This is a genomic window from Paraburkholderia sediminicola (genome assembly GCF_046026675.1).
Lineage (GTDB): Bacteria > Pseudomonadota > Gammaproteobacteria > Burkholderiales > Burkholderiaceae > Paraburkholderia > Paraburkholderia sediminicola_F.
In genome coordinates this window covers 1695619-1710073 of record NZ_JAQQEY010000002.1, presented here as the reverse complement: position 1 = coordinate 1710073, position 14455 = coordinate 1695619, and the positions used below count along the sequence as shown (strand labels likewise).

The 14455-nt window shown below is 62.0% G+C and carries 13 protein-coding genes; 9 read left to right on the top strand and 4 right to left on the bottom strand.

The features are described 5' to 3' along the window. Positions 1-39 precede the first annotated feature (39 nt). Positions 40-1290 (top strand): MFS transporter, encoded by a 1251-nt coding sequence (locus tag PQQ86_RS27330; RefSeq protein WP_408274038.1) that lies wholly within the window; start codon positions 40-42, stop codon positions 1288-1290. 63 nt (positions 1291-1353) lie between these two features. Here PQQ86_RS27330 and PQQ86_RS27325 read toward each other — a convergent pair whose 3' ends face one another. Further along, positions 1354-1959, bottom strand: coding sequence for a peroxidase-related enzyme (locus tag PQQ86_RS27325; RefSeq protein WP_408274035.1), 606 nt, complete (start codon positions 1957-1959; stop codon positions 1354-1356). 374 nt (positions 1960-2333) lie between these two features. Here PQQ86_RS27325 and PQQ86_RS27320 point away from each other — a divergent pair, with 374 nt between their 5' ends. The 3 genes from PQQ86_RS27320 (at position 2334) to PQQ86_RS27310 (ending at position 5198) form a co-directional block, all read left to right on the top strand. Then, positions 2334-3353 carry a VTT domain-containing protein gene (locus PQQ86_RS27320; RefSeq protein ID WP_408201849.1) on the top strand — a complete coding sequence of 340 codons (1020 nt, stop codon included), beginning with the start codon at positions 2334-2336 and terminating at the stop codon, positions 3351-3353. A 118-nt stretch (positions 3354-3471) separates the two neighbouring features. Then, positions 3472-4005: a MarR family winged helix-turn-helix transcriptional regulator gene (locus PQQ86_RS27315; protein WP_408274031.1), complete on the top strand. Its 534-nt coding sequence runs from the start codon at positions 3472-3474 to the stop codon at positions 4003-4005. Beyond that, positions 4002-5198 carry an MFS transporter gene (locus tag PQQ86_RS27310; RefSeq protein WP_408274029.1) on the top strand — a complete coding sequence of 399 codons (1197 nt, stop codon included), beginning with the start codon at positions 4002-4004 and terminating at the stop codon, positions 5196-5198. The genes PQQ86_RS27315 and PQQ86_RS27310 overlap by 4 nt, the downstream gene beginning before the upstream one ends. A gap of 33 nt (positions 5199-5231) precedes the next feature. Here the strand turns inward: PQQ86_RS27310 and speB are convergent, their stop codons facing one another. The 3 genes from speB to PQQ86_RS27295 all read right to left on the bottom strand — a co-directional run bounded on the left by speB (position 5232) and on the right by PQQ86_RS27295 (position 8467). Then, positions 5232-6194: an agmatinase gene (speB, locus tag PQQ86_RS27305; RefSeq protein ID WP_408274025.1), complete on the bottom strand. Its 963-nt coding sequence runs from the start codon at positions 6192-6194 to the stop codon at positions 5232-5234. A gap of 137 nt (positions 6195-6331) precedes the next feature. After that, positions 6332-7825, bottom strand: a complete 1494-nt coding sequence (locus tag PQQ86_RS27300) for an aldehyde dehydrogenase (RefSeq protein ID WP_408274022.1) — start codon at positions 7823-7825, stop codon at positions 6332-6334. A 90-nt stretch (positions 7826-7915) separates the two neighbouring features. After that, complete coding sequence (locus PQQ86_RS27295) at positions 7916-8467, bottom strand: cupin domain-containing protein (protein ID WP_054042828.1); 552 nt, start codon at positions 8465-8467, stop codon at positions 7916-7918. Between the two features lie 434 nt (positions 8468-8901). Between PQQ86_RS27295 and PQQ86_RS27290 the strand changes: the two genes are divergently transcribed. The 5 genes from PQQ86_RS27290 to PQQ86_RS27270 all read left to right on the top strand — a co-directional run bounded on the left by PQQ86_RS27290 (position 8902) and on the right by PQQ86_RS27270 (position 14259). After that, positions 8902-9105, top strand: a complete 204-nt coding sequence (locus PQQ86_RS27290) for a hypothetical protein (protein ID WP_035516723.1) — start codon at positions 8902-8904, stop codon at positions 9103-9105. Between the two features lie 302 nt (positions 9106-9407). Then, on the top strand, positions 9408-10202 hold the full coding sequence (locus PQQ86_RS27285) for a gamma-glutamyl-gamma-aminobutyrate hydrolase family protein (RefSeq protein WP_200620380.1): 795 nt from the start codon (positions 9408-9410) through the stop codon (positions 10200-10202). A gap of 32 nt (positions 10203-10234) precedes the next feature. Continuing rightward, positions 10235-11569: a glutamine synthetase family protein gene (locus PQQ86_RS27280; RefSeq protein ID WP_408274016.1), complete on the top strand. Its 1335-nt coding sequence runs from the start codon at positions 10235-10237 to the stop codon at positions 11567-11569. Positions 11570-11618: 49 nt separating this feature from the next. Then, on the top strand, positions 11619-13064 hold the full coding sequence (locus PQQ86_RS27275; protein WP_408274012.1) for an aspartate aminotransferase family protein: 1446 nt from the start codon (positions 11619-11621) through the stop codon (positions 13062-13064). 73 nt (positions 13065-13137) lie between these two features. Next, positions 13138-14259, top strand: a complete 1122-nt coding sequence (locus tag PQQ86_RS27270) for a polyamine ABC transporter substrate-binding protein (RefSeq protein WP_408274009.1) — start codon at positions 13138-13140, stop codon at positions 14257-14259. The last annotated feature ends 196 nt before the right edge of the window (positions 14260-14455 follow it).

Sequence of the window (14455 nt, the reverse complement as noted above, 5' to 3'; positions counted from 1 at the left end):
ACGCTCGCTGCGACCATGGTGTCCAAGGAGATCAGAACCATGTCCACGACAAACAGCAAACGCCTCGCCATCCCGTTGAGTCAAACGACGCTTGTGATCATCGCCGGCGCGCTGATTCTGAGCGCCGCCATGGGCATCCGGCAGACCTTCGGTCTCTTCATCGGGCCGTTCTCGTTCGACCGCGGCCTGCCCGTCACGCTGATCGCTTTCGCCATCGCGCTGCACAACCTGGTATGGGGTTTCGCGCAACCGTTCGCGGGCGCGGCGGCGGATCGCTATGGTTCGGCGCCGGTGGTCGCGTTCGGCGCGACGACGTTTGCCGCGGGCCTGGGCGTCGCGGCGGTCGCGCCATCGGGCCCGATGCTGATCGTCGGTATGGGTCTGCTGGTCGGCATCGGCGTGAGTTGCACGACGTTCGGCGTGGTGTTGCCGGCAGTCGGCCGCATCGCGTCTCCGGAAAAACGCAGCATGGCGATGGGTCTCGTCAGCGCAGGCGGCTCGGCAGGACAGGTGCTGATGATCCCGCTCGTGCAGAGCATTCGACTCAGCTCGGGTATCGCCACCTCGCTCTTCGTGCTGGCCTTCCTGATGCTGCTGATCGCGCCGCTCGGCATCGTGCTCGACCGGCGCACGAGTGTCGGCATGCAGGTTCAGGAGCCGCCCGCTGCGTCGCTTCGCAAGGTATTCGCTCAGGCGATCCGGCATCGGGGATATCGACTCCTGACCCTCGGCTTCTTCACCTGTGGATTTCAGCTCGCGTTCATCGCCACCCATCTGCCTGAGTATCTGACGCTGTGCCATATGCCTGTCGGGCTGGGCGCCACCGCGCTCGCGCTTATCGGCCTGTTCAACATGGCGGGCAGTTGGGGATGCGGCTGGCTGGGCGGCCGGTTCCGCCAGCACCATATACTCGGCTGGCTTTACCTCATTCGAAGCGTGACGATCGGCGTCTTCTTTCTGCTGCCGAAGACCTCCGCTTCGGTCGTCACCTTCGCGGCGGTGATGGGGCTGACCTGGCTCGGGACTGTGCCGCTGACGAGTGGACTCGTGGCGAAAGTGTTCGGCACGCGGCACCTCGGCAGCCTCTTTGGCGTCTGCTTTCTGAGCCACCAGATCGGCTCGTTTCTCGGCGCATGGCTAGGCGGCCTGGTGTTCGATCTGACCGGGTCCTATTCGCTGCTGTGGGAAGCCACGGTCGTCGCAGGACTCGTCGCCGCAATGCTGCACTTCCCCATCGACGACAAGGCCGTCAGTACGCCCGCAATCCGGTCCGAGCCGGTGGGGGCGTGAGGGTTTGGCTGCGGACTTGCGTGAGCGCGTATCGGCGCGCGCCGCGAGTCCGCAGCTCCGATGCTATTTTCGCGGCGCGTCCGCCGCCGCTTTCGGCACACGCCCCATCAGATAGAACTCGTCGTTCGGCCGCATTGAAATGACGTTGGCCATCCGGTTCGACAAACCGAAAAATGCGGTGATGGCCGCGATATCCCACACGTCTTCATCCGAAAAGCCGTGCTTACGTAGCGTCTGAAAATCGGCATCGTCGACCGTGCCGGATTCGCGGCAGACCTTCAGCGCAAAGTCGAGCATCGCCTTCTGACGCGCCGTGATATCCGCCTTGCGATGGTTGACGGCCACCTGATCCGCAAGCAAGGGCGCCTTCTCGTAGATGCGCAGAATCGCCCCGTGCGCGACCACGCAATACAGGCACTGATTCACCGCGCTCGTGGCGACGACAATCATCTCGCGCTCGCCTTTGGTGAGACCGCCTTCTTTCAGCATCAATGCGTCGTGGTAAGCAAAAAACGCGCGGAATTCATCCGGCCGGTACGCCAGCGTCAGGAATACGTTCGGAACAAAACCAGCTTTCTCCTGCACTTCCAGGATCCGAGCGCGGATATCGTCCGGCCACGCGCCAGGCTCAGGCACGGGATAGCGGCTGATCGGCTGAGGGTTTGCCATGGGGTGTCTCCGTTGTATCTGTATGTGCACGACGATTGTAGCGAACTTCGACCCGCTGCCGTCCGGGTCAATCCGGCGCTTTGCTCCGCGCTGAGCCGCGACAGGGACGGACTGCACAGGGCCAACACAGCACGGTCAATCGTTCCATTCCCTTGAATTTTTTCAGGTACTCAGCCCGCCCCACGGCGCCATTTCGCCAACCTGTGCTTAAATCCGAAGTGCGTGCTGCTGCCTTCGTGCCGCCGGCCAGCTGAACGAGCCATGCAGCCGGCCGCTGTCCGGCAGGAACCGGCCATACATGACGTGTTCGCAACGCACGCCGGCGAGGCGCCAACTGTTCCAGATCCCTTCATCGCATCAAGAGGAGCGTGGTTGTGTGGCATTTTCCGGTTGCTATTCCACCCTCGTTGGGCGTGTGGGCCGTATTCATGAGCGTGCTCGTCACGCAACTCGGCCTGCCGATTCCGGCGGCGCCGATGCTGATCCTCGGCGGAACCATGGCCGCCATGGGACAGACCTCTTACGCCAGCGTCATCGGGGCCGCCGTCTGCGCAACGCTGCTGGCGGACTCGCTATGGTTCTTCACCGGGCGGACATACGGCCGGCGCTTGCTGAATCAGCTGGTGCGCTTCTCACTCTCGCTCGATACCACCGTGCGTGTCGCACGCAATACCTATGAACGGTACGGCGCGCCAATTCTGACCGTCGCCAAATTCCTGCCGGGGCTCGGCCTGATCTCGGCACCACTGCTCGGCACCACGCCAATCAACGTTGGCGTGTTTCTGCTGTGGGATTTTGTCGGCGCGGTGCTGTGGGCCAGCGTGTGGGTGATCGGCGGCGCCGCGCTTGACGATCAGATCGTGCAACTCGTCCTGCTCGTGCGCCATCACGGCGGCACGATTTTCGACGCGTTCGCGGCGATCTTCCTTGCCGTGCTCGTCTATCGCTACGTACGCCGCTGGCAGTTTCGCCGCTGGCTCGCGCATATACGCATCTCGCCCGACCAGCTCGACGAACTCATGAAGTCCAATGAACCGCCGCTGATCCTCGATGCCCGGCCGCACAGCATACGCGCGAAAGAATCGCACCGGATTGCAGGCGCGCAGTTGCTGGACCTCGATTCGCCCGAGCCCCTGCATCCCGACTTGCTGAAGCGGCCGATTGTCGTCTACTGCGTCTGTCCTAACGAAGCGACGGCCAAGCGGATCGTCAATCAGTTGCATCGAAAGAATATCCATCACGTCCGCGCGCTCAAGGGCGGCCTCGACGCGTGGGAAAAACGCGGTTATCCGGTCGAGCCGCTGCCGCCCGACTTCGAGACGGCGATGGCCCATATGGCGGAAGACGAGGGCAACGAAGGCGAGTACACCGTGCGGGCGCGATTGGCGAAGTGACGGCAGGTGTTTGAACCCGCCCTCCGAACACAACGGGGCTGCATTAAAAACCGCTTGCGCATCACCTTCAATGTGTGCAACATGCATATATGCATGTTGCACACATTGAGGTGTCGCTATGACGCAGCGCACAGAAAACCTGCTTGGCGTGCTCGCCCTGCTGGTCACGGACGAGATGAACGCGCAGCCTACCGTGGCCGCGCTCGCGGGCCCCACTGCCCGCGCCATGCTCAACGCGGTCGGTCAATATCCTGATTCATCCATTGAAGTATTACGCGAGGCGGTCGATCTTTCGCATCCGGCCGCGGTCCGCGCCGTTGCAGGCCTCGTGGACGCCGGTCTCGTCGAAAAGAAATCCGGCACGGATAAACGTTCCGTCGCGCTTGCCTTGACCGCTTCCGGCAAGCGTGAAGCCAAACGCCTGCAAACGGCACGCGACCAGATGCTCAAACGCATCGTCGGACAGCTCGACGAGCGCGAGCGCGACGTGCTCGAAAGCCTGCTGATCAAGATCCTGTGGAATGAGACCCGCGATCCGGCGCACGCCATGCAACTGTGCCGCCTTTGCGACGACGGCCCCTGCCTGAAAGCCGGCTGCCCGGTCGAATGCCGCGAACAGGGTCTGCCCATGCCTGCGCGGAGCGGCACATGAATACCGCCGTGCCGGTGCGCTGGCCGGCGATCGCCGCGCTGACCGCGGTCTCGGCGCTCTCGCAGATCGGCCAGTTCGGCATCGGCTTCATGGTGCTGCCGGTGTGGCTGGCGCAGCGTGGCCTCGACGCACCACGCGCCGGCCTCTTCTCCGCTTCGCAATGGACCGGCATGCTGGCCGGCTTGTTGATTGCGCCGTGGCTGATGGAACGGATCGGTGCGAAGCGCACGGTATCGCTCGGCCTCGCCGCCACGGTGCTTGCGTTCGCAACGATGAACGCGCTGTGGTGGCCGTTGTGGCTCGTGCCCGGCCTGTTGACCGGGCTCGGCATCGGTTTGCGCTGGATCGCCAATGAAACGTGGCTCTATCGGCTTGTACCGGCCGAATCGAGCGGACGTGTAGTGGGCGTGCACGAAGCGCTGATTGCCAGCGCCGGCGTCATCGGCCCGGCGTTGGCGGTGTGGTGCGCAGTCGACGGACGCATTACGTTCGCGGCCGGGGCGGCCTTCACGTTTGCGGCGGCCCTTCCACTGTGGCTGACTGCGTCGGACGACAGGCCCACTGCTGTCAAATCAGCACGGCCTGCGCGAACAGACAGCGCAGCGAAAAGCGCCCCCATCGGCCCAATGGTCAGCCTCGGCATGGTGGTCGTCGCTGCAGGCGGCATCGGCGATGGCGCGCTCTATGGCCTCTTCCCGCTCTTTGCCGACGCCCACGGTCTCAGTACCACGCAAACGGCCACGCTACTCACGCTATTCGGCGTCGGCGGCATGGCGCTGCAATTTCCGGTCGGCTGGTTTGCGGATCGCGCGGGTCTGGCGGCCACGGTGATCGTCTGCGCCGCGCTCAGCACGCTGGCGATCTGCGGTTTCGCGCTCGCCGCGCCCGCCTCATGGCTCGCGAGCGCGAGCGCCTTGCTGCTCGGCGGCATGAACAGCGCGTACATCACACTCGGCATGGTCGCGGCGGCATGCAGCGACAAGGCCGCGCTCACGCGTAACATGCGGCTGGTGTCCCTCAACTTCACCGCGAGTTCGATCGTGGGGCCGCTCATCGCCGGGTTCGCGATGAAAGCACGCGGCAGCGACATGCTGTTGTGGCAACTGGCAATCATGAGCGGCGCGCTCGTTGTCTACACGCTCGGCTTGCGCGAAGGCCGGCGTCAGCCCGATCGATCATCGTCGATGGGCTGAACCGGGATTGCGCTTCAGGACGATCGAACGTGCCTAGCGTTCAGCGACCTTCTTCTGTCGCCAAAGACACAACAGATCGCACGCGATATGCGCGGCGGCAATCGCCGTGATCTCGCTCTGGTCATAAGCGGGCGCCACTTCCACCACATCCGCGCCCACCAGATTCAACGCACCGAGCCCACGCACGATGGCCAGCCCTTGTGCCGACGACAAACCGCCGGCCACCGGCGTGCCCGTGCCCGGCGCGAACGCCGGATCGAGGCAGTCGATATCGAAGGTCAGATATGCGGGCCGCTCGCCGACAATCGACGTGATCCGCTCCACCGCCGCTCGCGTGCCGTGTTCGTGGACCCAGGCGGCGTCGAGGATATTGATCCCCATGAAGTCGTCGTTCCACGTGCGAATGCCGACCTGCACCGAAGTCTTCGGATCGATCAAGCCGTCTTTCACCGCCTTGTAGAACATCGAGCCGTGATTCAGGCTGTCCGGGCTATCGTCGGCCCAGGTGTCGCAGTGGGCGTCGAAATGGATCAGCGAGAGAGGCTTGCCGTACTTCTCCGCATGCGCGATCAGCAGCGGATACGTAATGTAGTGATCGCCGCCGAGCGTCAGCATTTTTGCGTCTGAACGCAGAATCGTACGGGCATGCGCGACGATCGATTCCTTGATCGTCATGGGATTGTGCGCGTCGAACCAGCAATCGCCGTAGTCCGTCACGGCGAGATCGTCGAACGGATTGAAGCCCCACGGATACGGATGCAGCTCCGACAATTGCACGCTCGCCGCGCGCACCGCCGCCGGGCCGAGACGCGCGCCCGAACGGAACGTGGTGGCCAGATCGAGCGGCACGCCGGAGACCACGACGTCGACGCCGTCGACTTCACGGGTGTACTTGCGGCGCATGAACGACAACACACCCGCATAGGTGTTTTCGATCGACGAGCCATAAAGCGACGGACGACGGATCGCGCCGTCGCCATAAACGAGTTCAGTCATGGGATGACCTGATACCTGATAAACATGCCGGAGCCGCACGCGGGGCTTCCAGGTAATGCGTGCAACGTCCGGCCTCGGATTCATTGGGAACGCGACGGCGTTTCTTTCAAACGCCGCCGCGCTGGCTTGCGAATCCTTTAGCGCAGCCGAACGAGCGTGGACTTCAGCTCGGTGTACTTCTCCAGCGCGTGCAACGACTTGTCACGGCCGTTGCCCGATTGCTTGTAGCCGCCGAACGGGAAGTTCATGTCCCCGCCTTCGTCGTAGCAATTGACCCACACCGTACCGGCGCGCAGCTTGCGCGACACTTCATGCGCGGTGGTGAGGTTCGAGGTCCACACGGCGGCGGCAAGACCGTATTCGCTGTCGTTAGCGATCCTGATCGCTTCCTCAACCGTGTCGAACGTAATCACCGACAACACCGGCCCGAAGATTTCCTCGCGCGCAACCTTTGCGCCGGCAGCCGGGATATCGAAGATGGTCGGTTCGATATAGAAGCCGCCGGTCTCCTGCTTGACGCGCGAACCGCCCAGCAACAGCTTCGCTTCGGCACGGCCCGCTTCGATATAACCGAGCACGCGTTCGAGTTGCACGTTATCGACGATCGCGCCCATCGAGGTTTGCGGGTCGAGCGGATTGCCCGGCGTATAGCTGCGCGCGGCGGCAATCAGCTTGTCGAGGAACACGTCCTTGATGTCTTTGTGCACGAGCAAACGCGAACCCGCGGTGCACATTTCGCCCATGTTGTAGAAAATCGCACCGGCCGCCGCGTTCGCCGCGCGATCGAGGTCGGGGCAATCGGGCATCACGATGTTCGGCGACTTGCCGCCGAGTTCTAGCCACACGCGCTTCAGGTTCGATTGACCGGCGTATTGCATGATCAGCTTGCCGACATTGGTCGAACCGGTGAAGGCGAGACAGTCCACGTCCTGATGCAGCGCCAGCAGCTTGCCCGGTTCGCCCGCGCCCGGCACCACGTTGAACACGCCGGCGGGGATGCCTGCGTCCAGCGCGAGTTGAGCGAGGCGAATCGCGGTAAGTGGTGACTTCTCCGAAGGCTTGAGCACGACGCTGTTACCCGCGGCGAGCGCCGGGCCGAACTTCCACGACGCCATCAGGATCGGGAAATTCCACGGCACGACTGCCGCGACGACACCGATCGGCTCACGCGTGACGAGCCCCACCAAATGATGATCGGCCGGCGCGACTTCGCCGCCGACCTTGTCGATGGCTTCAGCGAACCACTCGACGCAATAGGCGGCGCCCGGCACGTCCACCGAGGTGGTGTCGGCGATCGGCTTGCCTGCGTCCAGCGTTTCGAGCAGCGCGAGTTCGTCCATATGCTCACGGATCGACGCGGCCCAGCGCAGGAGGATCGCCTTGCGCTTGCGGGGATTGAGGTCGGACCACACGCCGGCATCGAACGCGCGGCGTGCGGCTGCCACGGCGGCATCGACATCCGCCGCACCGCTGTCAGCCACCTTGGCAAGCAGCTTGCCGTCGATCGGGCTCAGGCAGTCGAACGTGCGGCCGCCAGCGGCGTCACGGTACTCACCGTCGATAAACGCACGGCCTTCGATCGAAAGCGTAGCGGCTTTGTCTTGCCAGAAAGCGAGAGATTTCTTGTCCATCAGGATGCCTCAATGTTATGCGCTCGACGCACGCCGGCTTCGACTTCAAGCGGCCTGGAAACTGCGTCGCGGCGCGTTGGCGCGGAGTCTTTAGAACGTGGGCGGCGAATTGGCCGACACGATCTCGCAGAGATGCTCCGCGCTGGGATTGCGAAAACGATGCGGTAGACGGCTTTCGAAGTAATAGCTGTCACCGGGGTCGAGCAGCCACGTCACGCCGTCCACTGTCAGTTCGATCTGACCGCTGACCACCACCCCGCCCTCGTGCCCTTCGTGCTCCAGCATTTCCGGTCCGGTATCCGAGAGCGGCTGATAGACCTCGCGCAGAATGCCCATATTGCGGTCTTTGACACTGGAGCCGGCGAGATAGAACTCGATCGACTCATTGCCGAGATTCGGCATGTCGGCGCGGCGCGACACGACCGAGCGCTCCACCTCGACTTCAAAAGTGAAGAACTCGGCGAGACTCATCGGTATGCACTCAAGCAGTTTCTTCAGCGATCCAACCGACGGACTCACCCGGTTCTGTTCGATCAGCGAGATCGTGCCGTTGGTCACCCCCGCCCGTTTCGCCAGCTCACGCTGGGACAGACCATTCTTCTTACGGATGTACTGCAGGCGGGTGGCAACTTCTATGGACATCGCTAGGTTCTCTGACATGGAAGACGATCGGGCGCGTGGACTCGGGCAACGTGTGCCCGCGAGTGTTGAATATTCTAGTCACTTTAATCGTTGCGCCGCTGGGGAAAACCCTGAAAGGATTCCGAAATATGATTTGCGCAACGAATGTTCCCACTGACCCGGATTCCAGGGACACCCTCGGGAAAGCCCTGATAAATCTTTTATAAAAATGATTTGACGGCATTATTGGCTCGTATACGATGGTTCTCAGGCGATCGTCATGCCGACGTCACGAAACACGAACGTGTGTTTCTGACGCAGCGAACCCGGTTCGCAACGGTCAGAGACGGTCATCCCAGCGTCATGTTTCTTTAAACGCCCTGTGCGTTTTTCGAGCAAGCGTTCAATACTTTCAACGTCGCTAGTCGAGTGTAATCGTGAGAGTCCGAGGCCCTTTGGTGAGATGGAATCGAAGTCAGGCGAGTTGTCCTCGCGCTGACGGCGCCATCGCCGACGGCAGCAACGGCAGCCTTGCGTTCCGCCGCTTCCTGTCCGTCTTCACGATCCTGTCCCGCCGTTCAGTTCGACGTCACAACTCCATCTCCGCGCGCGCCTTCATTGCTGTGCGCACGGACGAAGTCGCCTCGCTGCTGCCGTAGCGCCTCCCCCTTTTCCGTCGTTCGATTCGTCCGTTTGCGTGAACGCGCTCTCTTGAGCCATGCGTTTGTGCGTGTGCGGTGCCGTCTGCCGCGCAGCGCCTCATGCGGATCAGATTAGCTGCGCACCGCAGCGGACCGAATCGAACGACACATCTAATTACCACGCGCGGCGCGTCCCGCTGACGACGACCGCCTGCACTACCCGGTGGCCTGACGCCTTGCGTCCGGCTGCGGAATGTTGCCGCGCCGTGTTTAACGTTGTTCATGCCGCGTCCCGCGGGGAACATACACGTCTATCTGATATGCGAAACAAACCTCTCGTCGGCATCAGCGCCGACAGAACGATGATGGGAGTCCACCCGTCGCACGTCACCGGCGAGAAGTACATCGCCGCGATCGTGGACGGCTCGCAGGCGCTGGCCATGTTGCTGCCGGCGCTCGGCGAACGTCAGTCCACCGAGGACGTGCTGGCTACTGTCGACGGCTTACTGTTCACCGGCAGCTATTCGAATGTCGAGCCGCACCGTTACGGCGGCCATCCCAGCGCGCCGGGCACGCTGCACGACGCCGCACGCGATGCGACGACGCTGCCGCTGCTGCGCGCCGCGATCGCCGCAGGCGTGCCGGTGCTGGCGGTATGCCGGGGCTTTCAGGAAATGAACGTGGTGTTCGGCGGGACGTTGCATCAAAGCGTTCACGCGGTGGCCGGTCTGAACGACCATCGTGAGAACAAGGAAGACGACCTCGACGTGCAATATGCACCGTCGCATTCGATCACGCTGACGCAGGGCGGCTTGTTGCAGCGCCTCGCGGGCGGCACGAATGAAGCGCGTGTGAATTCATTGCACGGTCAGGGCGTCGAGCGGCTGGGCGTGGGTCTGGTGGCAGAGGCCACCGCGCCGGACGGATTGATCGAAGCGGTGAGCGTGAAAGATGCGCGTGCCTTCGCGCTGGGTGTGCAGTGGCACCCGGAATGGAAGCATGCCAACGACGCGCTTTCCACCGCGATCTTCCGTGCCTTCGGCGAAGCCTGCCGCGATCGAATGCGCACCAAGGCCGGCTATGGCGCGGCATCCGCCGCTGCCACGCATGCCTGAGCCGGTCGCGCACCAAAACTGAGAGAATAACCATGCATGAAATCGACGACTTCCTGAAGAAGAACCGCGTCACCGAAATCGAAGCGATCATTCCGGATATGGCCGGGATCGCACGCGGCAAGATCATTCCGCGCAGCAAGTTCGAATCCGGCGAATCCATGCGCTTGCCGCAGGCGGTGATGATCCAGACCGTCACAGGGGACTATCCGGAAGACGGCACGCTCACCGGCGTCACCGACCCGGACATGGTCTGCGTTCCCGACGCCAGCACCATCCGCATGATTCCGTGGGCCGTCGATCCGACCGCCCAGGTGATCCACGATTGCGTTCACTTCGACGGCACGCCCGTCGCGATCTCGCCGCGCCGTGTGCTGCGCCGCGTGCTCGAACTGTATAAGGCCAAAGGCTGGAAGCCGGTTATCGCACCGGAGCTCGAGTTCTACCTGGTCGACATGAACAAGGACCCGGACCTGCCGCTGCAACCGCCGATCGGCCGTACGGGCCGTCCGGAGACCGGCCGTCAGGCGTATTCGATCGAAGCCGTCAACGAATTCGATCCGCTGTTCGAAGACATCTATGAATACTGCGAAGTGCAGGAACTGGAAGTCGACACGCTGATTCACGAAGTCGGCGCCGCGCAGATGGAAATCAACTTCATGCACGGCGATCCGCTGAAACTCGCCGACAGCGTGTTCCTGTTCAAGCGCACGGTGCGTGAGGCCGCGCTGCGTCACAAGATGTACGCGACTTTCATGGCCAAGCCGATGGAAGGCGAACCGGGCTCGGCGATGCACATGCACCAGAGCCTCGTGGACGAAGAAACCGGCCACAACCTGTTCACCGGTCCGGACGGCAAGCCTACGTCGCTTTTCACGGGCTATATCGCAGGCCTGCAGAAATACACGCCGGCACTGATGCCGATTTTCGCGCCGTACATCAACTCGTATCGCCGCCTGTCGCGTTTCATGGCTGCGCCGATCAACGTGGCTTGGGGTTACGACAACCGCACGGTGGGTTTCCGGATTCCGCATTCGGGCCCGGCTGCGCGCCGCATCGAAAACCGCATTCCGGGCGTGGACTGCAATCCGTATCTGGCGATCGCAGCGACGCTGGCTGCCGGGTATCTTGGCATGACGCAAAATCTGCAGCCGACCGAGCCGCTGCTCAGCGACGGTTACGAACTGCCCTACCAGTTGCCGCGCAATCTGGAAGAGGGGCTGACGCTGATGGGCGCGTGCGAACCGATGGCCGAGATTCTCGGCGAGAAATTCGTCAAGGCCTACCTCGCACTGAAAGAAACCGAATACGAAGCGTTTTTCCGCGTGATCAGTTCGTGGGAACGCCGGCATTTGCTGCTGCACGTCTAAGACTTTTGTTGATGACGTCGCCCGCAAACGCAAAAAAATTGGAGGCAGTATGAGTTACAGAACAGAAGAAGTCGCTTACGTGCAACCGGCCCAACCCAGCGTCGCCGCCAGCGTGCAAGCCGCACAACCGCAACGCAGCACCGCCGAATACCGCGCGCTCGACGCCGCGCACCACATCCATCCGTTTTCGGATATGGGTTCGCTCAATCGCAGCGGCAGCCGCGTGATCGTCAAGGCGCAGGGCGTGTACCTGTGGGATTCGGAAGACAACAAGATCATCGACGGCATGGCCGGATTGTGGTGCGTGAACGTCGGCTATGGCCGCAAGGAACTGGCCGACGCAGCGTACCGCCAGATGCAGGAACTGCCCTTCTACAACACCTTCTTCAAGACGACGCACCCGCCGGTGATCGAACTGTCGGCCTTGCTCGCCGAGCTGGCGCCGGAACCGTTCAACCACTTCTTCTATTGCAACAGCGGCTCGGAAGGCAACGACACCGTGCTGCGCATCGTTCACCAATACTGGGCGACGCAAGGCAAGCACTCGAAGAAGTTCGTCATCTCGCGCAAGAACGGCTATCACGGTTCGACGATCGCGGGCGGCACACTGGGCGGCATGGGCTATATGCACGATCAGATGCCCTCGAAGGTCGAGAACATCGTGCATATCGACCAGCCGTATTTCTTCGGCGAAGCAGAAGGCAATCTGACGCCGGAAGAATTCGCTCTGGCCCGCGCGCAGCAACTCGAAGCGAAGATTCTCGAAATCGGCGCGGACAACGTGGCCGCCTTTATCGGTGAGCCTTTCCAGGGCGCGGGCGGCGTGATTTTCCCGGCTTCAACTTATTGGCCGGAAATCCAGCGCATCTGCCGCAAGTACGACATCCTGCTAGTCGCCGACGAAGTGATCGGCGGGTTCGGCCGGACCGGCGAATGGTTCGCGCATCAGCACTTCGGTTTCGAGCCGGATCTGATCACGCTGGCCAAGGGCCTGACAAGCGGCTACGTGCCGATGGGCGCGGTCGGTCTGCATGATCGCGTCGCCAAGGCGATCATCGAGAACGGCGACTTCAATCACGGCCTCACCTACTCCGGTCACCCGGTGGCCGCGGCCGTGGCGCTCGCCAATCTGAAGCTGCTGCGCGACGAGAAGATCGTCGAGCGCGTCAAGACCGACACGGGTCCGTACTTCCAGAAGAAGCTGCGCGACACCTTCGCCAATCATCCGATCATCGGCGAAATCTCCGGTGCGGGTCTGGTGGCCGGTCTGCAACTCGCAGAAGACCCGAAAGCGCGCAAGCGCTTCGCCAATGGTGGTGAAGTCGGCACGATCTGCCGTGACTTCTGCTTCAACGGCAACCTGATCATGCGCGCCACCGGCGACCGGATGCTGCTCTCGCCGCCGCTCGTGATCAACAAGCTGGAAATCGACGAGATCGTTTCGAAGGCGAAAAAAGCCGTCGACGCGACCGCACAACAACTCGGAATTTCGTAACGGCAGTTCGTTCCGGCATGGGCACACCCACGATACGCGCTCATGCCGGTTCTTCACATCAAGGGAAAAAACCATGAGCGTTTGTCATCTTCGTCATGCGGTCGCGGGGGCCGCGCTTCTCGCCTTCGCGGGTTTTGCGGCGTTGTCGGTTACGCCGGCCCTTGCGGCCGACACGGATCTGAATGTCTACAACTGGTCGGACTACATTGCGAAGGACACGATTCCGAACTTCGAGAAGCAGGACGGCATTCACGTCAAATACGACAACTACGATAGCGACGATACGTTGCAGGCCAAACTGCTCGCAGGCAGCTCCGGTTATGACATCGTGGTGCCGACGTCGAACTACATGGCCAAGCAGATTCAGGCCGGCGTGTACATGAAGCTCGACAAATCGAAGCTGCCGAATCTGTCGAACCTTGACCCCGTGCTGATGAAGATGATCTCCGACGCCGATCCGGGCAACCAGTACGGTGTGCCTTGGGCTTACGGCACCGATGGTATCGGCTACAACGTGCAGGCCGTGCAGAAAGCACTCGGCGCCAATGCGCCGGTGGATAGCTGGGCACTCGTGTTCGACCCGGCCAATCTGTCGAAACTGAAAGGCTGCGGCGTGTCGTTCCTCGACCAGGCGGTCGACGTGTTTGCCGCAACGCTGCAATACATGCATAAAGATCCGAACAGCACGAACCCCGCCGACTATCAGGCCGCGTTCGAAGTGCTGAAGAAAGTCCGCCCGTATATCACCCAATTCAATTCGTCCGGCTACATCAACGACCTCGCGAACAACGACATCTGCGTCGCGGTGGCTTGGTCCGGCGACGTTGGCATTGCCAGCCGCCGTACCGCTGAAGCCAAGCGCTCGTATCAGGTGAAATTCTCCAACGTCAAGGAAGGCGGTCTGCTGTGGTTCGACGTGATGGTGATCCCGAAAGACGCGCCGCATCCGGAAGCCGCGCTGAAGTGGATCAACTACATCGAAGATCCGAAGGTCAACGCCGCCATCACCAATGAAGTGTTCTACCCGACTGCGAACAAGGCCGCGCGCCAGTTCGTCGTTCCGGGTGTCGCACAGGACACGACCGTTTATCCGGGCGACGAAGTGTTGAGCAAAATGACACTAATGAAACCGATGCCCACCGACATTCTGCGCCTTGAAAATCGTCTTTGGGCGCAGCTTAAAACCGGCCATTGATTAAGCCAAACTAAAAAGAATCGATCCCGCGCTCAGGGATCGCTCGAACCCTGAGCGCATGAATAGTAGTAACAGTAGTCAGCCTGCGTGCTTAAGTCCCACCTGTGCGCAGTCCCATGTTTTCCGATCGCAGCGCATCTTGCGAGCCGCTTTCCGCGACTCGTATGGAGACACTTGCGCTCGCGATCCGCAAGGA

Bases quoted from the DNA above. Each gene is read 5' to 3' on its own strand.
- PQQ86_RS27330 (WP_408274038.1), top strand. From the start codon at position 40: ATGTCCACGACAAACAGCAAACGCCTCGCCATCCCGTTGAGTCAAACG.
- PQQ86_RS27325 (WP_408274035.1), bottom strand. From the start codon at position 1,959: ATGGCAAACCCTCAGCCGATCAGCCGCTATCCCGTGCCTGAGCCTGGC.
- PQQ86_RS27315 (WP_408274031.1), top strand. From the start codon at position 3,472: ATGACGCAGCGCACAGAAAACCTGCTTGGCGTGCTCGCCCTGCTGGTC.
- PQQ86_RS27310 (WP_408274029.1), top strand. From the start codon at position 4,002: ATGAATACCGCCGTGCCGGTGCGCTGGCCGGCGATCGCCGCGCTGACC.
- speB (WP_408274025.1), bottom strand. From the start codon at position 6,194: ATGACTGAACTCGTTTATGGCGACGGCGCGATCCGTCGTCCGTCGCTT.
- PQQ86_RS27300 (WP_408274022.1), bottom strand. From the start codon at position 7,825: ATGGACAAGAAATCTCTCGCTTTCTGGCAAGACAAAGCCGCTACGCTT.
- PQQ86_RS27295 (WP_054042828.1), bottom strand. From the start codon at position 8,467: ATGTCCATAGAAGTTGCCACCCGCCTGCAGTACATCCGTAAGAAGAAT.
- PQQ86_RS27285 (WP_200620380.1), top strand. From the start codon at position 9,408: ATGCGAAACAAACCTCTCGTCGGCATCAGCGCCGACAGAACGATGATG.
- PQQ86_RS27280 (WP_408274016.1), top strand. From the start codon at position 10,235: ATGCATGAAATCGACGACTTCCTGAAGAAGAACCGCGTCACCGAAATC.
- PQQ86_RS27275 (WP_408274012.1), top strand. From the start codon at position 11,619: ATGAGTTACAGAACAGAAGAAGTCGCTTACGTGCAACCGGCCCAACCC.
- PQQ86_RS27270 (WP_408274009.1), top strand. From the start codon at position 13,138: ATGAGCGTTTGTCATCTTCGTCATGCGGTCGCGGGGGCCGCGCTTCTC.